Source organism: Nocardia acidivorans NBRC 108247 (genome assembly GCF_001625085.1).
Taxonomy (GTDB): Bacteria; Actinomycetota; Actinomycetes; order Mycobacteriales; family Mycobacteriaceae; genus Nocardia; species Nocardia acidivorans.
This window is the reverse complement of the sequence record NZ_BDAW01000032.1, coordinates 60327-84401: the sequence shown is the minus strand read 5'-3', so window position 1 is coordinate 84401 and position 24075 is coordinate 60327. Positions and strand designations below refer to the sequence as shown.

The window sequence follows — 24075 nt, the reverse complement described above, 5'->3', positions numbered from 1 at the left end:
GCGCGCCTAGAGTGGGGGCCATGCTCCTGCAGCTGGTGTTCATTCTGGTGCTCGTCGGCGCGCTGGTCGCCGCCGTCGTGCGGTTCCGCGGCGCTCGCGGCGGCGCTCCGATGGTCGCGCCGGAGTCCGGGATGCTCTACGTGACCGGGGTGAGCCCGCGACCCGATGCCACCGGTGAGCAGTATGTGACGCTCAGCGGCAGCATTTCCGGGCCGACGGTGGTGGCGCACGAGGTGTACGGGCGGTTCGCCTGGGATGTCAACCAGTGGCCGTCGATCGGCGATCGGATTCCGGTGACCTATCCGTCGGGCAAGCCCGATCACTGGCAGCTGGCGCATCCGGGCGTGCGGCCGTACTTCGGTTCCCGGCAGCAGCGCGATCAGGGCAACTGAGGGCTCAGCGCCGGATCGCGACCATATTCCCGGTCTCCGGGCCGCCGTCGGTATCCGGCCGCCCGATGGCCGCGGCCTGTTCGGCCCAGGTCTGGAAGCTGGTGTCCCAGCCGTGCTCATGCAGCCACTTCTCGATGTACGGACCCAGTCCGGCCGCCGCGCGCGGGGTCTCGTCACCGCCGGAGACCAGCCGCCGCAATGCCAGATAGGCACCGCTGTTCGGATCGACGGCGAAGCTGCCGATATCGAAACGGCTTCGCGGCGCGGACAATTCGGTGAGCGTCGCGACGACCTGCTGGGCATCGGGGCGCAGCAGATAGCCCAGGACGCCCTCATCCACCCACAGGGTCGGCTCCTGTGCCCGCAACCCCTGCGCCAGTAGCGCCTCCGCCCAGTCGCCGCACAGATCGACCGGCAGTACATGCCTTTCACAGCGCGGGGTCGCACCGCCGCGGGTCAGCACGGGTTCCTTGAAGGCGAAGGTCTCGGGCAGATCCAGCTCGAAGAAGCGGGTGTCCGCCGGGAGATCCATCCGGAACGCCCGGGTATCCAGGCCCGCGCCGAGAATGACGATCTGGCGAATCCCTTGGCGCACGGCCGCTTCCACCCGGTCGTCGACCAGTCGCACGGACACGGTGCGGGCCGGGTAGAACATGTCCAGCAGGGGCGTGAGCTCATCCCAGCGCGCACCGTAACTCGGTTTGGCGGCGTCGACGAACAGGTGCGCGAACGGATCGCTGTACAACCGGTCGTCCCGCTCGGTCTCGCGCGCGCGGACCACGGCGATTCCGATGGCGGTCATGGCTACCCCGGCGACCGGCACCGGAACTGCTGCTTCGGTCATGACTAACTCCCACTACCCGATTCGGCCGACTGCCCGCAGGAAATATACGGGCCACCGTCGACGCTAGACCGCCGCATGCGGTCGCGCGGTATTGCCGCCGCGAACTCGTCGGTACGGGTGAAAGTGCTTGCGGCTCACTCGAAGGTGAGCGACTCCGGTTCGTCGGCGTAGGCCCCGGCAGTCTCGGCGGCCAGGCTCAGCGCCGTGCGCGCCCAGGACAGCGGTGCGCCCGCGAGTCCGCAGGCGGGTGAGACCAGGATCTGTTCGGCCAGCAGGCGGCGCGGGAAACCGAGCCGATCGATCAGGCGCACACCGGGTTCGGCGATCTCCCGCCAGGTGACCGGCTTGTCCGGCGCGGCGGTCGGCACCAGGCCCAGCACCAGATGTCTGCCGTCGTCGAGCAGTTCACCGATGCGATCCAGATCCTTGACCCCGACCCGGGACAGATCGAATCCGATTGCGGCGGCGCTGCTTCGGCGCAGGAATCCCAGGGCGGGTTGCGCGGCGCAGGTGTGCACCAGCACCGGCCCCGGCTGGGCGTCGATGACGGTGTCGAGAATGTGCAGCGCCTCCGGTTCGGGCATGGCGCGCACCGTATTGAGCATGCTGACCCCGCGCAGGGTGCCCTCCAGCACATCGGTGAGCAATGGTTCGTCCAATTGCACCAGCACGCGCGCGCCGAGCCGCCGCCCGAGTTCGGCGGCGTGCGCGGCCACCCCCTCGGCGAGCGATTCCGAAAGATCGCGCACCGCACCGGAATCGGTGAGCACCCGATGCCCGAGCGGCAGTTCGACCTCCGCGGCGAGGGTCAGCGGCCCGGTGACCTGCACCTTGACCGTGCGCCCGGTGCCCGCGAAACCCGCCGTCTCCCAAGCCTCTTCGAGCGCGTCGAGATCGGCCCGCAGCAGATCGTGCGCCCGCCGCGCCACCGCGCCCGGTCGCACCGCGAGCCGATACCCGCGCGTGGTGCTGTCGAATCGCATATCGACCAGCAGCGCCGAGACCCGCCCGATCATGTCCGAACCCACACCGCGCCCGGGCAATTCGACCAGGTGCGGCAGCTGCCCCAGCTCCCCCACCACCGTGGCGGCGGCCTCCCGGGGATCGGAGCCGGGCCACGATCCGACGCCCGTGGCCATGCCGCCGTGCAGCACGGCCTGATCGGCATCGATGTCACTCACGAATCCCACTCCGCATCATTAGAACCAAGAAAAATTCCCGCCACGGCGGCGGTCGAGGCGGGCGGCCCTGCGAGCTCGGCCGGATTCCCGCGTCGCGATGCGATCGGCGCTGTGCGCCGCGCGGCTGTCACTGAGCGGCTTCTGAGGCCAGTTCGGTTGCGTACGAATGGGGTTCACGCTCGGTCCCGGAGATGGTGCCACTGCCGATGACCTGGTCACCGGCGACGGCGTCCGGACGGTACAGCACCACGGCCTGGCCGCGGGCGACACCGGTCAGCGGCTCGCGCAGGCGCACCACCAGGCCCGCGCCGTCGGCCTCGGCGACCGCGGGGGCGATGCCGCCGTGCGCGCGCACCTGCGCCACGCAGTCGATCGGCCCGGCCGGGGTTTCGCCGGAGGTCCAGACGGCGCGGTCGGCCCGCACCGTCCACACCTCGAGATCCTGGGCGGATCCGACGCGCACGGTGCCGGAATCGGGATCGATATCGGTGACATAGCGCGGCTTGCCGTCGGCGGCCGGACCGGGCAGGCCCAGACCCTTGCGCTGGCCGATGGTGAACTCGTGCACGCCCTTGTGATCGCCGAGCTTGGTGCCGTCGGCATCGAGCAGCGCACCCGGGCGGATACCGATCTTCGCGCCCAGGAACGCCTGGGTATCGCCGGAGGGGATGAAGCAGATGTCATGGCTGTCGGGCTTGTTGGCCACGGCCAGACCGCGCTCGGCGGCCTCCTGCCGAATCAGCGGCTTGGGGGTGTCGCCGACCGGGAACATCGCGCGCGAGAGCTGCTCGGCGGTGAGCACCGCGAGCACATAGGACTGGTCCTTGTCCGCATCGACCGCGCGGCGCAGCACACCGTCTTCCAGACGGGCGTAATGTCCGGTCACCACGGCGTCGAAGCCGAGCGCGACGGCGCGATCCGCGAGCGCGGAGAACTTGATCTTCTCATTGCAGCGCAGGCACGGATTCGGGGTCTCGCCGGCGGCGTAGGCGGCGACGAAGTCGTCGATCACGTCTTCCTTGAACCGGTCCGCGAAATCCCAGACGTAGAACGGGATTCCGAGTACATCGGCGGCGCGCCGGGCATCGCCCGCATCCTCCTTGGAGCAGCAGCCGCGCGATCCGGTGCGCAGCGTGCCCGGGTTCGCGGACAGCGCCAGGTGCACCCCGACGACCTCGTGCCCGGCTTCGACGGCGCGCGCGGCGGCCACCGCGGAATCGACGCCACCACTCATCGCGGCAAGTACTCGCATTCAGAAGCCTCCCTTCGCGCCGGCCAGTCCGGCCGCCTTCGCTCGATCCACGACCTGCGGCAGCGCGGCCAGCAGGGCGTCGACATCGGCGTCGGTCGAATTGTGTCCCAAGGTGAATCGCAGCGACCCGCGTGCCTGTCGCGGCTCCACACCCATGGCGAGCAGCACATGGGAGGGTCCGGCGACACCGGCATTGCAGGCCGATCCGGTCGAGCATTCGATTCCCGCGGCGTCGAGCAGCATGAGCAGTGAATCGCCCTCGCAGCCCGGGAACGTGAAGTGGGCGTTACCGGGCAGTCGCCGGTCGCCGGTGGGCCCGTTCAGGATGGCCTCGGGGACCTCGGCGAGCACGCCGTTGATGAGCCGATCCCGCAGTCGGGTGAGTTCCATTGTGCGCAGCGCCATTCCGTCGACGGTCTCGCGAATGGCGGCGGCCAATCCGGCCGCACCCGCCACATCCGAGGTCCCCGAGCGCAGATCGCGCTCATGCCCGCCGCCGTGGAACAGCGGTACCGCGGCTACCTGACGCCCGAGCAGCAGCACCCCGACCCCGTGCGGTCCGCCGACCTTGTGCCCGGCGAAGCTGGCCGCGGCCAAACCGCTGCGGCCGAAGTCGATGGGCAGCTGCGCACCCGCCTGCACCGCATCCGAATGCATGGGCACATCGAATTCCTGTGCCACCGCGGCCAATTCGAGTATCGGCTGAATGGTCCCGACCTCGTTATTGGCCCACATGACGCTCACCAGCGCGGTGTCATCGGCATGCGCGGCCAGCGCGTCGCGCAACGTCCGCGCCGAGATGACCCCCTCGGCGTCCGCTTCGAGCCAGGTGATCCGCGCGCCCTCGTGCTGCTCCAGCCATTCCACGGTATCGAGCACCGCGTGATGCTCCACCGAACTGACCAGAATCCGAGTGCGCTTGTACTCCGCATCGCGGCGCGCCCAGTAGATCCCCTTGACCGCGAGATTGTCGCTCTCGGTCCCACCCGAGGTGAAGATCACCTCCGAGGGCCGGGCCCCCAGCCCCGCGGCAATCGATTCCCGCGACTCCTCGAGCAACCGCCGCGCCGCCCGCCCCGACCCATGCAGCGAGGACGCATTGCCACCGGCCCCCAGGGCAGCCGTCATCGCCTCGACAGCGACGGGGAACATCGGAGTGGTGGCCGCGTGATCGAGGTAGACCGTCTGGGCACCGACCGGACCCGGGAAAGCCGACTTCATAACCGAATGAGCCTATCCCATCGTTGACCTGCACAACCTTGGGGTATCCCCCGCCGTCTACGAATTCTCTACGATTTCGCACGCGATACTGCCAACCCACCGGCCGCCACCGGGTATTCCCCGGCCTCAGCGCGGCATGCCATCGGGGGGTAGGTGGCACACCGACTACCGGAGCCACCGACGCACCGTCAGTCCCCGGCGACGACCGGCTCACCACCGGCACACACCTCTGCTGGAGCGGAGCGTAGTCCGGGAAACCTGACAATTCCGCCGCGCACGCGGACGAACCGAGCCTGAGATACCAGTACCGGGCGCCAAGGTTCGCGTGATCGAGCGCAAGGGGATCCGATGGATGGACAACTGGACTGCCGGCTGAGCACGAATGAGGTTGCCACCCGGCTCGAGATCCCGCCCAACAGCCTTGCCAACCGGGCCTCAACAGGCAAAGGTCCACGCTTCGCGGGTATCGGGGGGATACAGCCGCTACCGCATGGACGACTTGCCGGGTCGGGCAGACGATGCTGACCCGGGGGCCGGGCCGCTTCGCGCAGCGTGAGGAAGACACCGTCGAGGTTGGTCGCGGTGACCGAGCGAAACTGCCGCAGCGAGGTGTCGAGAAACGAGGTGTTACCACCGTTGACACCCGCGGTGGCGAAGCAGGAGTCGAGGCGGCCGAATTCGTCGGCGATGTGCTGCATCGCGTCGCGGACCGCGTCCTCGTCCGATACGTCACAGCTCGGTGCGAGTACGGGATTCCCGTGGGCGCGCAACTCTTCAGTTGCGGCGTCGAGCCGCTCGGCATTGCGTCCCCAGATCGCCACAGACGCGCCCGCGACGGTGTCCGGGTCGGGCGCGCTACATCAGTTGTGGCGGTGCGTGATTCGGCCCGTGTTGAGGGTCAGGGCGATGGGTGCGTCGGCGAGTTCGTCCGGCGGCGCCTGCAGGGGATCGACCGTGAAGGCGGTGAGGTCGGCGCGCATGCCGACGGCGATGCGGCCGATGATCGCGGACTGGCCCGCGGCTCGGGCGGCGTGGGTGGTATAGCCCTCCAAGGCCATCAGGGCGGACAGGGATTGTTTGGGGCAGACCGGCTCGATGTCAGGCTGTCCGGCGGGGCGGCGCAATTGGGCGTCGGCGAGGATGGCGCGTGGATCGTACGGTGCCACAGGCCAATCCGAGCCCAGGGCCAGCGTGCCGCCGTTGTCTCGGATATCGCGGGTGCGGAAGGCGCGGGCGGCGCGTTCGGGGCCGAGGCGGGTGGACCAGTTGTCGGTGTGGTCGGCCCGGGTGTAGTGGGTGCAGTGGGTGGGTTGCATGCTGGCGACGACACCGTGTTCGGCGAAACGGTGGACCAGGTCATCGGGCAGGGTTTCGATGTGTTCGATGCGGTGCAGGGCGCCATTGGCCGGGGTATGCGCGCCCGCCAGGGTGTCCAGTGCGTAGCGGACTCCGGCGTCGCCGATGGCGTGGGTGACGACGGGCACGCCATGCTGGGCGAGATACCGCGCGGCGTGGCGGTATTCGGACGGATCCGGCCAGAACGGAGCGGTGGATTCGCCGTGGGTGTCGGGCTCGTCGAGCCAGGCGGTGCCGCCGTCGATGGTGCCGTCCATCATGAATTTGACGCCGTCCACCCGCCAGCGACGGCCTCGGGTGGATTGCAGTTCGATGATGTGATCCAGGGTCGCACGATCGCTGCCGGGCAGGCAGAACGGGGCGAAGCGCAGATGGATCGGCAGGTCGCGGTCGGATTCGAGGTCGAACATCAACTCGGCGCTATCGCCTTCGAAGTCCATGGCGTTGGCGGCGGTGATGCCGACCGCGGCCATCCCATCGAGAATGGCGCGCAAGCGAATTCGGCGCGATCGGGTGGATTCGTGGGGCAGGATGTCGCGGACGATGGCCATCGCGGCGGGTTCGAGCAGGTGCCCGGTGGGCACACCGGCGTCATCGCAGACGATGCGGGAGTGCTGGACGAAGTCCCGGGGCCCGGTGATGCCCGCGCGGTGCAGCGCTTCGGGGCTCGCCAATGCCGAATGGGCGTCGAACATTTCGATGAATACCGGGATGGCCGGGCCGACCGCCTCCACGATGGGGGCGTGGGTGACCGGGAGATCACCGAATACATTGGGGTCCAAGCCCCAGCCACGGATCCAGCCGTCACCGTCGATGGTTTCCTTTGCCCTGCTGAGGATTTCACGCAAGGCATCGAGGTCGCGAACCGCGGACAGGTCGGTGCCGTAGGTCAGATTCAGACCGGTGACCGGATGGATATGTCCGTCGATGAGTCCCGGTGTGAGAGTGGCTTTCCCGAGGTCGATGACCTCGGTGGCCGCACCGCGCCAGGCCTGGGTGTCGTCCTGATCTCCCACGGCGACGATGATCCCGTCTGCGATGGCGACCGAGCGCGCGGTGGGTCGAGCACCGTCGAGGGTGTGAACGGTTGCGGCAGTGATGATCACGTCGGCCGTTGTCATCGGGTGGTCTCCTTGCTTTCCAGGTCGAGTGGGGTGAATGTGTCGCGGTCCTCGCCGAACCCGCCGATGGCGGCGTACGCCTTGGGGCGGTATCTGCGGAACCAGCGGGCCGCCGCCGCGCCCAGGATCATGACCAGCGGGACCACACCGACGAGAATGGCGTTGTTGGTGCCGGTCGTGGCGGCGGGCAGATTGATGTACCAGATCACCAGGAACAGAGCGATGCCGAGCACTATGGCACCGAGCGTGGCGGCGATAACCCCGGCGCGCTCGACCGAGACCGCCTTGTTCTTGACGAAGTAGGCCACCACCGCGACGGCGGTAAGTGCTTGCAGGCCGATGATTCCCACGATCCCCGGGGTGTTGACGAAGATCAGCAGGCGGCGGTACGGATCGGCTTTGGCTACGGCGAAGCCGATGACGATGACCGCGGCGAGCACGGTTTGCAGCGCGCCCGCACGGTTGGGCGATTTGAGGATGGGATGGGTCCGGTCAAGCCATTTCGGCAGCACACCGTCGCGGGCGAGCGAGAGCGTGTACCGGTTGATCGCGTTGTGAAAGGCGATCTGCGATGCCAACGCACTGGTCACGATCAGCACGGACATCACATCCGATGACCATGTCCCGACGTACTGTTCGATCGCGGTGAAGAACAGCCCGGCGGTGTCCTGCTGTGCGGCCGCTTGGACATTCTCATCGCCGAACGCCTGCACGATCGACCACACGATGAAGCAGTAGAACAGCGCCATGAACGCGACTGCGAAATATGTTGCGCGTGGAATGGTTCGGTCGGGGTCGCGGGCTTCGGCGCGATAGACGGCGGTGGATTCGAATCCCATGAAGGCGGCGAAGGTGAAGGACAGCACCCCGGCCATACCGGGGGCGAAGGCCGCGTCGGGTGTGAACGAGGTGAAACTGATGCCATTCGCGCCGCCCTTGACGACCACCGATATCGCCAGCACCAGCAGGATCGCGGCTTCCGCGACCAGAAGCACGCCGAGGAATTTCGCCCCGACATCGACTCCGCGGCGGCCCACGAACCAGACGATCGCCACGGCGCTCAATGCCAATATCGGCCAGTCGATTTGGATGCCGAACAATCGATCGATGGCCGCTTGGGTTTGCACCGCCATCAGCCCGTATACGCCGATCTGCAGCGCGTTATAGGACACGACCGCCAGCACGCCCGAGGCGAGACCGACGGTTTTGCCGAGTCCGAGGGTGATGTAGCTGTAGAACGCGCCCGCACCCCCGATATGGCGGGTCATGGCCAGGAATCCGATCGCGAATACCGCGTAGATGAGCCCGGCGGCCAGATACGCGATAGGCGCGCCCGGCCCGGACACGGCCAGGGCCAGCGGGGCCACCCCCGCCATCACGGTCAGCGGGGCCGCCGCGGCGATCACCATGAAGGCAATTCCGGTGGACCCCAATGCATTTCGTTTGAGACCGTCGCTGGGACGGTCGGCAGCCATCGACTGATCGAGTGTGGACATAGGCGGCGGCCTTCCAGAGTTCTCCGGACGGGGACACCGACACGAAGATTAATCGAATGTGATTCGATTAACTATGCTGAGGGACGACAACGATCCCGTCAAGGTGTAGCGGTAACTTCGTCGGGAACAGAAAGGCGGGCCCCGAGCATGGCCAGACCGAAGACCCCGCGCCTGAACCGGGCAATGATCGTCGACGCGGCGCTGGAGCTGGTCGCCTCCGCCAAAGGACTGACCATGCCGGGCCTGGCGGACGCACTCGGGGTATCGGTGTCCTCGGTTTACCACCACGTGCGCAACCGCACCGAACTGGTCGAACTGATCCGCGGGCGCATCGCCGCGCGCGAATTCGCAGAGGTCGATCAAGACGGTCGGTGGCGCACCGCCCTCGCCGCCTGGCTACACGGATACCGTTCCGCGTTCAGCCCGTACCCCGACCTGGTGCGATTGCTGATCGGCCAGACGATCTCCGCCCCGGAGGTGCTCGAACAGTACGAGCACATCGCACAGGTGATCATCGAGGCGGGCTTCCCACGCGAGGAAGCCCTCCCGGTCATCATGGTCCTGGACAGCTTCGCCCTGGGATCGGCACTGGATCTGTCCGCGCCGGACGTGATCTGGGCGACCACGGCTGCCGACCACCCCCATATGACCACCGCGATCGCCGCGGCCCCCGCCGAAGTAGTAGCACGCGCGGACGCCGCATTCGAATACGGATTGCGTTGCCTACTGGACGGTTTGGCACTGCGACTCGGCGAAACACCTTCCGCCGCAAACTAATACGGTTGCGCGCCATATCAACGTGACAGCGATCAGTCCTGCGCACCGACGATCGGAAGCCACGGGACGGCATGGGGGCGAAAGCTCTGCCGCTCGGGCACCAGCTCGCCGTGGTCATCAAGGCTCGTATGAATGGTGTTCAGAGCTGACCATTGACCATCGGTCGTGCTGTGAGGATCGGGCGCAGCGGACCTGTTGAGAGCTTCTCGACCAGTGCGATGGCGTACTTACGCAGCACTCCGGTGGTCGCCAGTCCGACGATGACACCCACGACAACGGCCGCGGCGACATCGTGGGGGTAGTGCGCGCCGACATAGATACGGGACAAACCCATGAGCGCGGTGGCGACAGTTGCCACGACACCGAGCCGCCGATCGATCAGGAACAGTGCAGCGGCCATCGCGGCAGCCACGACGGTGTGATTGCTGGGGAACGAGTAATCCGATGCGGGTGGGCACTTTTCGAGCAGGAACGCATGCGGGTAGGTGAAACAGGGCCGCCTTTCCGCGACCGCCGATTTCAGGCCGTCGTTGATCAGGTAAGCCGTGACGGCCGCAATCGGCACCGCGATAGCCGCGGTCATGGTCGCCGCGTCGGCGCGCCTGGCGATCCACCACGCGAGCAGGATCAACCCAGCGAACAAGGCGATGCCGAAGCTGCTGAATCCCAGGAGCAGCCCGTTGAGCCAGGGTGTCTCGCGGGCGAATTCCGTGGCGTCGAGATACCAGGAACCGTCGATCCCAGATCCGCTGAGTGCGTGAACGGAGGAAGTCATGTCCTCAGCCTTCTGTCGTGGTTACGCGGTGGCGGGGTCGCCGGGCCACCGCTGCGGGAACTGCTGCGATGAGTACGGCCAGGGCGGCGTAGCCGACGGTGAGCGTGGCGGCTGCCGCGACGCCGGCCACCAGCAGGGGTCCACCCGCGTCGCCGAGTTCGCGGCCCAGTTCAGCGGCGCCCATTGTTTGCCCCATCCGCTCGGGCGGGGTGGAAGCGGCCAGGGTGGCAAAGCCCAGCGGGGTGATCAGCCCGGTGCCGATCCCGATGCCGACTGCGGCGAGCAGCACCCCGGCCAGGCCGGGCAGCATCGCGCACCCCAATCCGATCGCGGTGATCACCAATCCGGCAGCGATACCTGTCCGGGCGGACAGGCGCCCGGCGTCCAACGCTCGGCCCGCGCGTGGCTGTATCACTGCCGCGGTCGCCGCGAGGACCGATACCGCAGCGCCGGTCGCCACCGGTCCAAGTCCGGCGGCAGCGCCGGACACGGGTAAAAACCCCACACCCACCGACAGAGCCGCCGTCGAGGCGGCGAGTGCGACCGTCGGGCGCAGGAACGCCCCTTCCGACAGCCGCCGGGCCAGATCCACGAGGGTCTGCCGGGTGCGCGGTAGCGGGGGAATCGAGGGGACCGCGCACATCGCCCACACCGCGACGCCGAGGGCAAGGACCGTCATGACCGCGAACAGCAGCGACAGCCCGCCTACCCATACGATGGCACCGCCGAGCAGCGGCCCCAGGGTATAGCCGATGCTCTTGTAGAAACCGTAACTTCCGAAAGCTTTGCCCTGCTTGGCTTTCGGGTGCATGCGGGCGACCAGTGCGCTCGCGGCGGGTGAGAACGCCGACGCCCCCGCGCCCTGGCCCAGGCGGGCCGGCCACAGCCAGCTCGGGTCGTCGACCACCACGAACACCGCGGATGCGGCGGCGAAGGCGATCAGGCCGCCGATCAACACCGGACGCGTACCGACTCGGTCCGCGATCGACCCGAACACCGGTTTCAGTACCAGCTCAGCACCGTCGTACAGGGCCAGCAGCACGCCCAGATACAGCAGCGAACTACGCAGATCCCCGGTCTGCGAACCCAAGTTCGCCGCGATGCCGTGTGCGCCGAAGGCGGTGGTGAAACCGGCCGCGTACAGCGGCCACATCCGCCACCGAGGCGCAAGCGCATGGGTCTGAGCGGGAATCGTCACGACCGCGCGCCGTCCGCGTCGGGGGCATGCAGCGCGGCGAAGACTCGTTCGGTGTAGTCCGCGAAGCGTTCGGCGCAGTGCCGCAACCGCTGGGTGGCCTCGACGGCGGTGGGTGCGCCGAATACGTCGCGGGCTTTGATGTCGCGGTGCCAGCGCCGGAGGCGTTCGAGGCTTTGTTCTTCCTCCTCGAGTTCGGCGAGGGTGAACTTGGCATTGCGGATCTCTTTGTTCAGCTCCGCCTCATATTTCCCGCAGTCGGCCATGAACTCCGACCAGTCATCTTCGCGGGCAGCGGTGAACATCGCCTCGAACCGAGCGGCGTCGCCCACGCCCACGCCCGAAGCGTGCAGCGAAATCGCCTCGCCGCCAGCGGATTCGGTCAGCTCCAGCGCCCGCGCGATACCGGCCGCGAAGACCGGCACATCCGGTGCCGCCCACACGCCCTGGCCCAACGACAGCGCGCCCACCTTGCGCAATTCTCGCCACACCGCAACCCGATGCCGTGTCGGCTCCGAGGGCAGTTTCACCAGCAGCACGATCCATCGAGCCGAGGCTACATTTCCAGTCACGACCAGAAATGTATCAGGCGTTACATTCAATACGGAAACACTGGAAGCGCAGCGCTGTCTGCGCATCCAGAAGAAGCTGGGCTGGCGATCACCGGACGAGTTCGAAGCCGGTCACCATCAACGAGTTTCAGCAGGAACCAGATAGTCCGCTCTCCGGAGTAGCGGGGGAACCCCAGAACCGCATCCGCCGTGATCTCAGAGGCTGGACGGCACAGCTGACCCTTACGCGGGAGTTCGCCGCAATCAGCTGCAACCATCAAAACGGTTCAAGATCATCGGTTTCTACGAATCGTCTACGAATCTGCACGTAGTACAAATGCCCGGGGGGCCGACCGGGGAGCGACCGGAGCCGCCACCACGGTCGGCCCCCCGGGATGAATCATGGTCGGCAAGCGGCAATGCTTCTCACGTGTCATACGACGGCGTGGTCAGCATCCATCGATACGGCACATGCCACCGACGGATTCGGCCTGCCTTTCTTGTTCGTCGAGGATGGCTCTGCGGAGCCGTGCGGCATCGGGAACACCTTCGATACGGAGGTCACCGACGAGAATCGTCGGAACGGCCGTGATTCCATGGTCCGCGGCCTCGCGCAGGGCATCCTGATGTCTATCCGCGTACACCCCTTGGTCGAGGGCTGTCCGGAACTCGTCACCGTCCAGGCCTATCTCGGCGGCGAGTCCGGCGAGCACCTCGATCCGGCCCAGATCGAGATTGTCCTGAAAGAACGCGCGAAACATCCGTCGTGTGTACTCATCGCCTTTGCCGCGGTCAGCGGCATATTGGTAGCCCTCGAACGCCAGGCGCGTGTACGGCTGAGGTGACACGGTCGGCAGCGTGATGTCGACCCCCATGCGGCGGGCCATGGGGTACACCGACCGTTTCCAGATGGCGGGCAGATACTCGTCCTCCGGTCGCAGCGTCGGCCGCGGGTGCGCGCGCAACTCGTATGGCTTCCACTCGATCTCGACGTCGAGGCCCTCGGTGGCCGCGGCCAGCGGCCCCTCGGCAAGCATGCAGAACGGGCAGACGTAGTCGGACCAGACACGGATCTTCACTGCGGTTTCGGTCATCGGATTCTTGCCTTCCTTGCGCCGAGGTACTCCTGAAACGGGATCTCGGAGCCGTCGATCGGAAGATGGGTCACTCGGAGCCGCCATTGGGTGGGGTCGGCGGCGAAGAGCCGGTATCCGCTGCCGTAGTCGAACCCGTAGGTACCTGCGATGACGCGGTCGGCGGCGAAGACGATGTGCTCGACCCCGAAGTGCAACGCGACCATGTAGCACATGGCGCACGGTTCACCCGAGGCGATCAGGGTGGATCCGACCACGTCGGACAGCCCGGCCTTGCTCGCGGCGTTGCGCAGAGCCACGACTTCGGCATGGGCGGTGGCATCATCCTCTTCGCGCACGCGGTTGAAGCCCGTACCCAGCACGCGGTCGTTCTGCACAACGATTCCGGAGAACGGGATTCCGCCTGTGGCGACATGGTCCCGGCTGATCCGCACGGCCCGCTCGACGTGGGCTCTGATCCGGTCGATATCTGATTGGTTCATCGGCTCGCGCCCCTTTCACACAGCCGCTGAACCGGATCGAGCGGCCGGTTGGTCTGTCGTGGCGGCCTTGGGGTTCGAGGCCAATTTGAGCACCACGACTCCACCGATAATCACGGCGAGCCACAGGATTCGCAGCGGTGTGAGTGACTGATGGAAAACGATGGAACTGACCACGGCCGCGCCTGAGGAGCCAATTCCGGTCCACACGGCATAGCCGATTCCGACATCGATACTCTTGAGTGCGAGAGTGAGCGTGAATACGGTCAGAAAGAAGAATGCGGCAGCAGCGATCGACCAACTCGGATCACTGAATCCCTTGCTGCCGCCGGTCGTCACCGCATAGCCGATTTCGACAACCCCCGCAATCAGAAGCGTGAGCCAGCCGCGCGTGTTCTGGTCGTGAACAGCAGCAGGCTGCTCGGAATAAGTCGACGGTGTAGTCATAGCCTTGTTCCTCAAAGATCGTTATTTATAGTTCGCGAATATGACGGAGAGGTCAGGACCCCGCGCCGGTCAACTCCAGTCCCACGACACCGACGACGACAATGGCGATACCGAGCATCTTGCGCCAGTCGAGGCGTTCCTTGAACAGCGTGGCGGCGAGCAACACGATTCCAACCGAACCCAGGCCGGTCCAGATCGCGTAACCGACGCCGACATCGACCGTGACAAGGGCGAGACTCAGAAAAAATGTGCCGCCCGCACCGATGACAAGCGTCAGAATGCTTGCCCATAGCCGAGTGAATCCCTTCGACGCGTTGGCACACAACGCGAATACGATTTCGAATACCGTGGCAATTCCGAGATAGACCCAATGCATGATGGGGTTTCTTTCTTGTTCGGGGACATCTTCCTCGCAGCGGTCACCGACGAGTACCGTCGATAACCGTTTGCATGTACGTGCATCTTCTTAGACTCTAGGTAGCTCCGATCGAGGCCCTGACGCACAAGAAGATGTTGCATGAACATGCATTCTTCTGTCAACCCCTACCCAGTGCGCGAGCGCTACAGAGCACCTGACCTGCGAGCGGGATCCATTGCGGCAGTGGCCCCCACAGCTCGGACGGCGGCTCCGGCGGGGCTGTTCATACGAAGATCCAGTCGGAGCGGCCTTGGCGGGCCGAATTTTGTAGTCCCGGATAAATCACGTGGTGGACGGGGGTGTTCGCGTTGACCCAGCCGGCGGTGGGACGTAATTTCACTGCATACCCTGCGCTGAGGTACGTGGAGAGGAGGCGGTTGCGGATGGTTGCCCGGTCCGATCTTCGCCGCCTTGCCCATCGGGCCGCCTGGGTGCCCGGTCGCGTCGCGCACGGGATCTGACGACCCGCTTTCGCAATGTCCTGATTCGCGTCGCCTCGCGGCTGCGCGCTCGAAAACAGAAAGCGGCCTAGAATGGCGATTCCAGTTAGGCACACGTCCAGGTACGACGGGGGCGGCGTGACATGGTAGCGGCACACATCACGATCAACGGCGTCGACACCTCCCTCGCGGGCGCGACGCCGCACACCAATCTGCTGGACTTCCTGCGCGGGCGCGGTCTCACCGGGGCGAAGGAAGGCTGCGCGGAGGGGGAATGCGGGGCGTGCTCGGTGCTGGTGGCCCGGCCCGGCCTCACCGAGCTCAGCGAATGGGTCGCGGTCAACGCCTGCCTGATTCCCGCAGCGGCCCTGGACGGGCAGGAGGTCGTCACCGCGGAGGGGCTCGGATCGGCGACCGCACCGCATCCGGTGCAGCGGGAGATGGCGGTGCGCGGCGGATCCCAATGCGGTTACTGCACTCCGGGATTCATCTGCAGTATGGCGGCCGAGTACTACCGGCCCGATCGTTCCACCGAGAGCTGCGACGGGCACGGTGAGCACGGCCCGAACGGGTTCGACCTGCACGCGCTGAGCGGAAACCTGTGCCGCTGTACCGGTTACCGGCCCATCCGCGATGCCGCGTACGCCGTGGGCACACCCGCCGACGACGACCCGTTCGCGCACCGCCGCACCGAACCGTCGCCGGAACCCGTTCCGACCGTGCTGCGCGAGGAAGGAAACACCTTTGTGCGACCGGCGAACCTGGGCGAGGCGTTGCGACTACTGCGCGAGCATCCCGAGGCGACGGTCGTGGCGGGCTGCACCGATTGGGGCGTAGAGGTGAATATCCGTGCGCGCCGGGCGGAATACGTGCTCGCGGTCGACCGACTACCCGAATTACGCGGTCTGCGTGTCGAATCCGATCACATCGACATCGGAGCTGCCCTCACGCTCACCGAGATCGAGCGTCGCCTGGCGGGACGGGTGCCGCTGCTCGCGGAGCTGTTCCCGCAGTTCGCTTCCCGGCTCATCCGCAACAGCGCCACACTCGGCGGCAACCTGGGCACCGGTTCGCCGATCGGCGATGCCCCGCCGGTACTGCTCGCCTTGGACGCGACCCTCGTCCTGGTCGATGCCGACGCCGAACGCGAAGTGGCACTGGCCGATTACTTCACCGGTTACCGGCAGACAGTCCGGCGACCGGACGAGTTGATTCGTAGCATTCGCCTGCCGCTCCCGCTGTCACCGCTCACCGCGTTCCACAAGATCGCCAAGCGGCGGTTCGACGATATCTCCAGTGTCGCAGTCGCTTTCGCGCTTGATATCGATGACGGCGTGATCCGCAAGGCACGCATCGGACTCGGCGGAGTGGCCGCGACGCCGCTGCGCGCCGAGGAAACCGAAGCGGCACTTACCGATCGGCCATGGAGCGCGGAGACCGTCGACGCCGCGGCGCGCGTGCTGGGCGCGGAGGGCACCCCGCAGGACGACCATCGCGCCAGCGCCGGCTACCGCGCGGCGATGCTCGGTCAGAGCCTGCGCAAACTGTTCGCCGAAACCACCGAGGCGGTGCCGTCATGAGCACGCTGTCACAGCGACCCGAGAATCCGAGCGTCGGCGCGGCGATTCCGCACGAGGCCGCCGCATTGCACGTCACCGGAACAGCGCTCTACACAGACGATCTCGTGTACCGCACCAAGGATGTGCTGCACGCGTACCCGGTACAGGTCATGCGGGCGCACGCGCGCATCACCGCTCTGCGCACCGAACCCGCGCTCGCCGTCCCGGGCGTCGTGCGTGTGCTCACCGCCGCGGATGTGCCCGGCGTCAACGACGCGGGTGTCAAACATGACGAACCGCTGTTCCCCGAATCCGAGGTCTGCTTTTACGGGCACGCGGTCTGCTGGGTGCTCGGCGAGACGCTGGAGGCGGCGCGGCGCGGCGCGGCGGCCGTCGAGGTCGACCTCGAACCGCTGCCCGCGCTCATCACCATCGCGGACGCGGTGGCGGCCGACAGCTTCCAGGGCTCGCGCCCGGTGGTGCGCACCGGAGATGTCGACGCCGGATTCGCTGCGGCCGCGCATGTGTTCAGCGGCGAGTTCCAGTTCGCCGATCAGGAGCACTTCTACCTGGAAACGCATGCGGCACTTGCCCATATCGATGAGGCCGGGCAGGTCTTCGTGCAGAGCAGTACCCAGCATCCGTCCGAAACCCAGGAGATCGTGGCGCATGTGCTCGGACTGCGCAGTTCCGAGGTGACCGTGCAATGTCTGCGCATGGGCGGCGGTTTCGGCGGCAAGGAGATGCAGCCGCACGGTTTCGCGGCCGTCGCGGCGCTGGGCGCGCGGCTGACCGGACGCCCGGTTCGGGTGCGGCTCAACCGAACTCAGGATATGACCATGTCCGGTAAGCGGCACGGCTTCCATGCCGAGTGGCGAGTCGGATTCGATGCCGACGGACACCTGCTCGCGCTCGATGCCACGCTGACCGCCGACGGCGGCTGGAGCCTGGACCTGTCCGAACCGGTGCTGGCCCGCGCGCTCTGCCATATCGACAATATTTACTGGATTCCCAACGCGCGCATCCACGGTCGAATCGCCAAGACGAATAAGACTTCCAATACCGCCTACCGCGGTTTCGGCGGTCCGCAGGGCATGCTCGTCATGGAGGACATTCTCGGGCGCTGCGCTCCCCTGCTGGGTCTGGATCCCATGGAGTTGCGGCGGCGCAACTTCTATCGCGCCGGACAGCAGACCCCGTACGGGCAACCGGTGCGGCATCCCGAACGCATTGCCGCGACCTGGGATCAGGTGATCGAGAACGGCGAAATCCGCGACCGGCTGCGGGAGATCGCGGCGTTCAACGCGGCGCACCCGCATACCAAGCGCGGGCTCGCGCTCACCGGTGTGAAGTTCGGCATCTCGTTCAACCTGACCGCGTTCAATCAGGCCGGTGCGCTGGTGCTGATCTACAAGGACGGCTCGGTGCTGATCAATCACGGCGGCACCGAGATGGGTCAGGGTCTGCACACCAAAATGTTGCAGGTGGCCGCGACCACGCTCGGCATTCCGCTGCACAAGGTGCGGCTCGCGCCCACGCGAACGGACAAGGTGCCCAACACCTCCGCGACGGCCGCCAGTTCCGGCGCGGATCTCAATGGCGCGGCGGTGAAGGATGCCTGCGAGCAACTGCGGTCGCGCCTGTTGGAGGTCGCCGCGTCGCGATTCGGGGTTGAGCCCGCACAGGTGCGGATCGTCGGCGGTGTGGCTCGGCCATACGCGGCGAGCGAGAGTGCCGACGCGGGCGAGACCGGTATCGACTGGGACGACCTGGTGAGCAGCGCGTACTGGCAGCGAGTTCAGTTGTCGGCGACCGGTTTCTATCGCACCGAGGGTCTGCACTGGGATTCGGCGACCATGCACGGTTCGCCGTTCAAATACTTCGCCTACGGCGCGGCGGCCACCGAGGTGGAGGTCGACGGATTCACCGGCGCGTACCGCATCCGCCGGGTCGACATCGTGCACGATGTCGGCGACAGTCTGTCCCCGCTCATCGATATCGGCCAGGTGGAGGGCGGATTCGTGCAGGGCGCGGGTTGGCTCACCCTGGAGGATCCGCGCTGGGACACCACGACCGGTCCCACGCGGGGACGGCTGCTGACGCAGGCGGCCAGCACCTACAAGCTGCCCAGCTTCTCCGAGATGCCCGAGGTCTTCAAGGTGACGTTGCTGGAGAACGCCACCGAGGAGGGCGCGGTATTCGGCGGCAAGGCGGTCGGCGAACCGCCGTTCATGCTGGCCTTCTCGGTGCGCGAGGCGCTCCGGCAGGCCGCGGCAGCATTCGGACCGGCGGGCGTGAGCGTTGAACTCGCCGCACCGGCCACACCCGAGGCGCTGTACTGGGCGGTCGAAGCGGCCCGCAACGCGACCTCGGGCGGCGCTGAACCGCCCGCGACCGCCGAACTCAACGGCAGCGGCGAACTCAACGGCAACGGCGAACTCAACGGCAACGGCGAACTCAACGGCAATGGCAACGGCAACGGCGAACCCATTCCCCCCGGCACCGCCGAGGGCGAACTCACCGCCAAGGCCAACGGCAAGGGCGACGGCGAACTCACCGCCGACGCGAGCCGGGCCGGTGTCTGAGATGACCTGGGTGGCGGCGGTCGCGCGATTGCGCGACCGCCGGGAACCCGGCGTGCTGGTCACCGTGGCGACCGTGCGGGGTCACGCCCCGCGCCGCCCCGGCGCGAAACTCGTTGTCGGCGCTGCACAGACGTGGGGTTCGATCGGCGGCGGCAATGTGGAGGCCGCCGCCGTGGACCGCGCGCGCGAATTGCTGTGCCGGACCGATGATCCGGAGCCCGAACTGATGGAATTCGCCCTCAACGACAAGGTGCTCAATCGCCACGGCGTGCAATGCTGCGGCGGCGAGGTCACCATTCTGCTGGAACCGCTGCCGGTGACGCCGGCGGTGGCCATCTTCGGCGTCGGCCATGTCGGAATGGAGTTGGCGCGCATTCTGGCCCGCCATGATCTGGACCTGCATTTGATCGACACCCGGCCCGAGATGCTCGATCCGGAACGCCTCGGGGTGCTGTCCGATGCGGTGGCGCGGGTGCACGCGCACCACACCCCGCTGCTGCCGGAGGAGGTCCTCGCGCAGTTGCCGCCCGGGACGCACGTGCTGATCATGACCCACGATCACGCGGAGGACGCCGCACTCTGCGACGCCGCGTTGCGGCTGGATCAGCTCGGCTCCATCGGACTCATCGGCTCCTCCGCCAAATGGGCCCGATTCCGGCATCGGCTCATCACCGAGGGCAAACACGCCCCGGAAGCGCTGGCCCGCATCAAGACTCCGATCGGGCTGCCCGAGATCACCGGCAAGGAACCGGCGATCATCGCGGTCAGCGTTGCCGCGGATCTGCTACGCGGTATGTCGGATGCCGTTCGGCCGACGGCGGATCCGGTACTCGCGCCGCCGTCGCCCCGGTGTTCGGCGCCCGCGGCGCAGTCGGCGGCGGCCATGGCGCGCCCCGCCGCCGCCAACCACTGAAACCTCGAAATATGTTCCACCGCACCGTATCCCGTTCGGATATGCATTCCGGAGCGAACTGTTAGCGTGAGGTATGCGATTGCGATCCGTACTCACCATGGCGGACCTGGAGTTCGAGCTGGTCACCGGCGATACGGACCTCGATCGCGAGGTGCGCTGGGTGGTCACCACCGACCTGCTCGATCCGAGCCGCTACCTGTCCGGCGGTGAGCTGGTCGTCACCGGATTGCACTGGCGACAGGGCCCCTCCGACAGCGACGCCTTCGTGCGCGCCCTGGCCGGGGCCGGGGTCACGGGCCTGCTGGCGGGCCAGGCCCGGTACGGCGGGATTCCGGATGATGTGGTGCGAGCGTGCCGCCGGCACGGGGTGCCGTTGCTGCGCGTGCCGGAGCGGGTGAGCTTCTCGGTCGTGGTCGAACACCTCAACCGCGAGCTGTCCACCGGCAATGCGGGCGGCCTGACCGCCACGCTGGATCGGCACCGCCGGCACATCTCGGGCAACGGGCTGACACCGGTGCTGGAACTGCTGCACCGTGACCTCGGAATTCGCTGCTGGATCATGTCCGCGACCGGACGCGTCGTGGCCGGACCCGAAGCGCCTCCCGAAGGTGCGGCGGCCGCCTTCCTCGCGGCGCGCACCTTCCCGGTGATACTGCGGGACGGTGAGACCCGCTATTCGATCGTGGCCGCCGACGACCGGCACACTCCTCGCGTGGTGGACTGGGCACTGGTGTTCGCGGCCGATTTCAGCGACTGGTCCGCCGAAAGACGGGCACTGGCCGGTGAATTGGCCGCACTGGTCGCATCGGAGCGGAAAGGTCAGGATGAGCGCCGCTGTGCGGACGGTCGGGTCGCCCAGCAGCTCATCCAGCTGCTCGTGGCCGAAGACGAACCCGCACAGCTCATTTCACTCTTGGAGCTGGCCGGTCTGCGAGGACACGACAGCTATGTCGCGGTCGCGGCGACAGCGCTCCCCTTGGGCGACCGCGAAACACTCGCACTACTCGTCGAAGTTCTGCACGGCCGTCACCCCGTCGCGGGCGTGGTCGACGGCACCGCAATCGCGTTGATTCCGGCCGCCGAAGTCGAAGCCGATATCCGCGATACCGTCTCCGCACTGGCGGCCGGGCTGGGCGGGGATCGGCTGTGCGTCGGGATCAGCGCGGCGGTGGGCCCGGCCGGATTACCCGGTGCGGTCGAGGAAGCCCGCTACGCGTGCGGACTGGCGGCGCGCGATGAGGTGAGCTGTGTCGTCGGTCAGCACGAATTGGCCACCAGGACAATGCTGCTCGCGGGCATCCCCGAGCTGATCGGCCGCAAGTTCCGCGCGCGCCTGCTCGAACCGCTGCTCACCTACGACCGCGAGCATCACGCCGATCTGGTGCTCACCCTGCGGACCTTCCTCGACGAGTCGGGGTCCTGGGCCAGGTGCGCGAATCTGATGTACGTCCACGTGAACACGCTGCGCTACCGCATCGCGCGTATCGAGGAGCTCACCGGTCGCGACCTATCCCGTTTCGAGGACCGGGTCGACTTCTATCTGGCGCTGTCGCTGAGCTGAGCGGGGCGGCCCAGCGCGATATCGTCCGGCCGCACCGGAACCCGCGGCAAATCCAAACCCGTCGCATCCCGCAGCGCGTTGAGAATGGCCGGGGTGGAGGACAGCGTCGGCGGCTCGCCGACACCGTTGAGACCGTAGGGCGCGTCCGGATGCGGGAACTCGAACAGCGTGATCGGCATCGACGGCACATCGGCGATGGTGGGGATCAGATAGTCGGTGAACGACGGATTCCGCAGCCGCCCTTGGTCATCCAGGAGTATCTCCTCCATCAGCGCCAGCCCCAGCCCCTGCGCGCTGCCGCCCTCTATCTGACCTTCGACGGCCATCGGGTTCATCGCCTTGCCGACATCCTGCGCCGCGGCCAGTTCCACCACCCGGACCAATCCGAGTTCGACATCGACATCGACCACGGCGCGGTGCGCGCAGAAGGCGAAGGCGATATGCGCATTGCCCTGGCCGCGTTCGGGGTCGATCCCCTCGGTCGGGCGATGGTGGTATTCGAATACCCGCTCCAGGGTGTCGGTGCCGAGCACGGACGCGACGGTCGCCACCGTGGCACCGATCAGCACGTCGGCGATTACGTTGTCCCGCAGGATGAGTCCGGACGCGGGGCGATCGGACGCGGCGGCCGCGCGCCGAATCACCTCGGCGGCGATCTGCTTGCACGCCCCCTGCACGGCACCGCTGGACATCCAGGTCATGCGGGAGGCCGAGGCGGAACCGGCATCGCCGATCTGGGTGTCGGCGGGCAGCACGATCACATTGGTCACTCCCAATTCCGTGGTGGCGATCTGGGATTGGACAGTGGTGATGCCCTGACCGCATTCGGCGGCCGCGGTGTGGATGGCCGCGACCGGCTCCCCGGCGGCAACCGACAGGGTCACCCGGGCGGTCGAGTAATCGTCGACACCGCCGGAGTAGCCGATCGCCTTGACGCCCACCGCGTAGCCGATTCCACGGCGGATGCCCTCACCATGGGTCACATTGCCGACGCCGCCGGGCAGCAGCCGCACATCCCAACTGGTCTCCGCGGGCGGCAGCGGCCGGTCCCGCAGCGACTCCAGCAATTCCCGCACCGGCGCGGGTCCGTCGACCGGCTGGCCGGTGGGCAGCACCGTACCGGTGACCATGGCATTCTTCAGGCGCAGTTCGAGCGGGTCCATACCCAGGGCGCGGGCGAGCTTGTCCATATTGGATTCGCAGGCGTACGCCGACTGCACCGCACCGAAACCGCGCATGGCACCGCAGGGCGGGTTATTGCTGTACACCGCGAGACCGTCGATCTCGGCGTGCGGGACCTCGTACGCACCGGCGACGAAGTAGGAGGCGTTCGCGATCACCACCGGCGAGGTCGAGGTGTACGCGCCGCCGTCGAGCACCAGGCGCGCCTTCACGTAGACGAGCTTGCCCTCGCGCGTCGCGCCGTGCTCGTAGTACATCTTCGCCGGATGCCGGTGCACGTGGCCGAAGAAGGATTCGTACCGGTTATAGGCCATCTTGACCGGTTTGCCGAGGCGCAGGGCCAGCATGCAGGCGTGCACGTGCACCGAGAGGTCCTCGCGCCCGCCGAAGGCGCCGCCGACGCCCGCCATGGTCAGGCGCACCTGCTCCGGCGGCAGGGCCAGACAGGGTGCGAGCTGTTCGAGATCCTTGTGCAGCCACTGGGAGGACACGTAGAGCTCCACGCCGCCGTCGGGGGTCGGAACGGCCAGGCCCGATTCGGGGCCGAGGAAGGCCTGGTCCTGCATGCCGACCTCATATTCGCCGGTGACGACGACGTCGGCTTCGGCACGGGCTCTTTCCATATCGCCGTGCCGAATCTTCACATGCCGCACCAGATTCGATCCGTCGTGAATCGGGGGCGAGTCCGGATCCAACGCGCGTTCGGGATCGGTGAGCGGGGTCAACTCCTCGTACTCGACGATGACCAATTTGGCTGCCCGCCGGGCGGTTTCGGGATGGTCCGCGGCCACCAGCGCCACCGGTTCGCCCTGGTAGCGCACCCGGTCGATGGCCAGTACCGGCTGATCGGCGATCTTCATGCCGTAGGTCTTGGCACCGGGAACGTCCTCATGGGTCAGGACGGCGCAGACACCCTCGACCGCGAGCGCCCGGCTCGTATCGATGGACAGAATCCGCGCCGAGGCGTGCGGGCTGCGCACGGTGCTCGCCCACACCATGCCCTCCATCCACAGATCGGAGGAGTAGGCGAATTCACCGGTGACCTTGAGCAATCCGTCCGGCCGCCGCGCGCTGGCTCCGACGCCGAGCCCGGCGCTGGTCCGGGCCTCGCGCACCAGCGTCGGTGTGCCGCCGGGGGCGGCCGGAATGGTTTGGGTGCCAATCGTTTCGGACATTGACCTGACTCCTGGGCTGTGCGGCGCGCTGGACGCCGGGGGGATCGAACGGAGTTCCGGT

General features: G+C 67.2%; 21 protein-coding genes. 6 read left to right on the top strand and 15 right to left on the bottom strand.

From position 1 onward, the window contains the following. Nucleotides 1-20: 20 nt before the first annotated feature. Nucleotides 21-392, top strand: a complete 372-nt coding sequence (locus tag NA10_RS18765) for a hypothetical protein (protein ID WP_084514911.1) — start codon at nucleotides 21-23, stop codon at nucleotides 390-392. A gap of 4 nt (nucleotides 393-396) precedes the next feature. Here NA10_RS18765 and NA10_RS18760 read toward each other — a convergent pair whose 3' ends face one another. From NA10_RS18760 to NA10_RS18735, 7 genes are all read right to left on the bottom strand, one after another. Next, a complete protein-coding gene (locus tag NA10_RS18760) occupies nucleotides 397-1236 on the bottom strand; it encodes an SAM-dependent methyltransferase (RefSeq protein WP_067569724.1) in 840 nt (279 codons plus the stop codon). 134 nt (nucleotides 1237-1370) lie between these two features. Next, nucleotides 1371-2375: a methionine synthase gene (locus tag NA10_RS18755; protein ID WP_067569768.1), complete on the bottom strand. Its 1005-nt coding sequence runs from the start codon at nucleotides 2373-2375 to the stop codon at nucleotides 1371-1373. A gap of 169 nt (nucleotides 2376-2544) precedes the next feature. Next, nucleotides 2545-3669 carry a tRNA 2-thiouridine(34) synthase MnmA gene (gene mnmA / locus NA10_RS18750; RefSeq protein ID WP_067569722.1) on the bottom strand — a complete coding sequence of 375 codons (1125 nt, stop codon included), beginning with the start codon at nucleotides 3667-3669 and terminating at the stop codon, nucleotides 2545-2547. Beyond that, nucleotides 3670-4890, bottom strand: a complete 1221-nt coding sequence (locus NA10_RS18745) for a cysteine desulfurase family protein (protein WP_067569719.1) — start codon at nucleotides 4888-4890, stop codon at nucleotides 3670-3672. A 188-nt stretch (nucleotides 4891-5078) separates the two neighbouring features. Then, nucleotides 5079-5711, bottom strand: a complete 633-nt coding sequence (locus NA10_RS38725) for an SDR family NAD(P)-dependent oxidoreductase (RefSeq protein WP_084514909.1) — start codon at nucleotides 5709-5711, stop codon at nucleotides 5079-5081. Nucleotides 5712-5750: 39 nt separating this feature from the next. Further along, the gene (locus tag NA10_RS18740) at nucleotides 5751-7367 is read right to left on the bottom strand and encodes an amidohydrolase (RefSeq protein ID WP_067569717.1); all 1617 of its coding nucleotides are present in this window, start codon (nucleotides 7365-7367) and stop codon (nucleotides 5751-5753) included. After that, the gene (locus tag NA10_RS18735; protein WP_067569715.1) at nucleotides 7364-8863 is read right to left on the bottom strand and encodes an APC family permease; all 1500 of its coding nucleotides are present in this window, start codon (nucleotides 8861-8863) and stop codon (nucleotides 7364-7366) included. Before NA10_RS18735 ends, NA10_RS18740 begins: the two co-directional genes overlap by 4 nt. A gap of 147 nt (nucleotides 8864-9010) precedes the next feature. Here NA10_RS18735 and NA10_RS18730 point away from each other — a divergent pair, with 147 nt between their 5' ends. Continuing rightward, a complete protein-coding gene (locus NA10_RS18730; RefSeq protein WP_067569713.1) occupies nucleotides 9011-9640 on the top strand; it encodes a TetR/AcrR family transcriptional regulator in 630 nt (209 codons plus the stop codon). A gap of 139 nt (nucleotides 9641-9779) precedes the next feature. Here NA10_RS18730 and NA10_RS18725 read toward each other — a convergent pair whose 3' ends face one another. The 7 genes from NA10_RS18725 to NA10_RS18695 all read right to left on the bottom strand — a co-directional run bounded on the left by NA10_RS18725 (nucleotide 9780) and on the right by NA10_RS18695 (nucleotide 14557). Next, nucleotides 9780-10415 carry a phosphatase PAP2 family protein gene (locus NA10_RS18725; RefSeq protein WP_067569710.1) on the bottom strand — a complete coding sequence of 212 codons (636 nt, stop codon included), beginning with the start codon at nucleotides 10413-10415 and terminating at the stop codon, nucleotides 9780-9782. Between the two features lie 4 nt (nucleotides 10416-10419). Further along, the gene (locus tag NA10_RS18720) at nucleotides 10420-11568 is read right to left on the bottom strand and encodes an MFS transporter (RefSeq protein WP_067569708.1); all 1149 of its coding nucleotides are present in this window, start codon (nucleotides 11566-11568) and stop codon (nucleotides 10420-10422) included. A gap of 41 nt (nucleotides 11569-11609) precedes the next feature. Next, a complete protein-coding gene (locus NA10_RS18715) occupies nucleotides 11610-12182 on the bottom strand; it encodes a Chromate resistance protein ChrB (RefSeq protein ID WP_067569705.1) in 573 nt (190 codons plus the stop codon). A gap of 428 nt (nucleotides 12183-12610) precedes the next feature. Continuing rightward, nucleotides 12611-13255, bottom strand: a complete 645-nt coding sequence (locus tag NA10_RS18710; RefSeq protein WP_067569703.1) for a DsbA family oxidoreductase — start codon at nucleotides 13253-13255, stop codon at nucleotides 12611-12613. Further along, complete coding sequence (locus tag NA10_RS18705; protein WP_067569701.1) at nucleotides 13252-13737, bottom strand: nucleoside deaminase; 486 nt, start codon at nucleotides 13735-13737, stop codon at nucleotides 13252-13254. The genes NA10_RS18710 and NA10_RS18705 overlap by 4 nt, the downstream gene beginning before the upstream one ends. A gap of 15 nt (nucleotides 13738-13752) precedes the next feature. Further along, complete coding sequence (locus tag NA10_RS18700; protein WP_067569700.1) at nucleotides 13753-14181, bottom strand: DMT family transporter; 429 nt, start codon at nucleotides 14179-14181, stop codon at nucleotides 13753-13755. 52 nt (nucleotides 14182-14233) lie between these two features. Then, complete coding sequence (locus NA10_RS18695; RefSeq protein WP_067569698.1) at nucleotides 14234-14557, bottom strand: DMT family transporter; 324 nt, start codon at nucleotides 14555-14557, stop codon at nucleotides 14234-14236. A gap of 625 nt (nucleotides 14558-15182) precedes the next feature. Between NA10_RS18695 and NA10_RS18690 the strand changes: the two genes are divergently transcribed. The 4 genes from NA10_RS18690 (at nucleotide 15183) to NA10_RS18675 (ending at nucleotide 21657) form a co-directional block, all read left to right on the top strand. Continuing rightward, a complete protein-coding gene (locus NA10_RS18690) occupies nucleotides 15183-16619 on the top strand; it encodes a xanthine dehydrogenase small subunit (protein WP_067569695.1) in 1437 nt (478 codons plus the stop codon). Further along, nucleotides 16616-19183 carry a xanthine dehydrogenase molybdopterin binding subunit gene (gene xdhB, locus NA10_RS18685; RefSeq protein ID WP_084514908.1) on the top strand — a complete coding sequence of 856 codons (2568 nt, stop codon included), beginning with the start codon at nucleotides 16616-16618 and terminating at the stop codon, nucleotides 19181-19183. The genes NA10_RS18690 and xdhB overlap by 4 nt, the downstream gene beginning before the upstream one ends. Before the next feature lies 1 nt (nucleotide 19184). Then, nucleotides 19185-20096, top strand: coding sequence for a xanthine dehydrogenase accessory protein XdhC (gene xdhC, locus NA10_RS18680; RefSeq protein ID WP_084514905.1), 912 nt, complete (start codon nucleotides 19185-19187; stop codon nucleotides 20094-20096). A 73-nt stretch (nucleotides 20097-20169) separates the two neighbouring features. Next, a complete protein-coding gene (locus NA10_RS18675; RefSeq protein ID WP_067569693.1) occupies nucleotides 20170-21657 on the top strand; it encodes a PucR family transcriptional regulator in 1488 nt (495 codons plus the stop codon). Here the strand turns inward: NA10_RS18675 and pucD are convergent. Next, a complete protein-coding gene (gene pucD / locus NA10_RS18670) occupies nucleotides 21633-24014 on the bottom strand; it encodes a xanthine dehydrogenase subunit D (protein ID WP_084514903.1) in 2382 nt (793 codons plus the stop codon). The genes NA10_RS18675 and pucD overlap by 25 nt on opposite strands. Nucleotides 24015-24075: the final 61 nt, after the last annotated feature.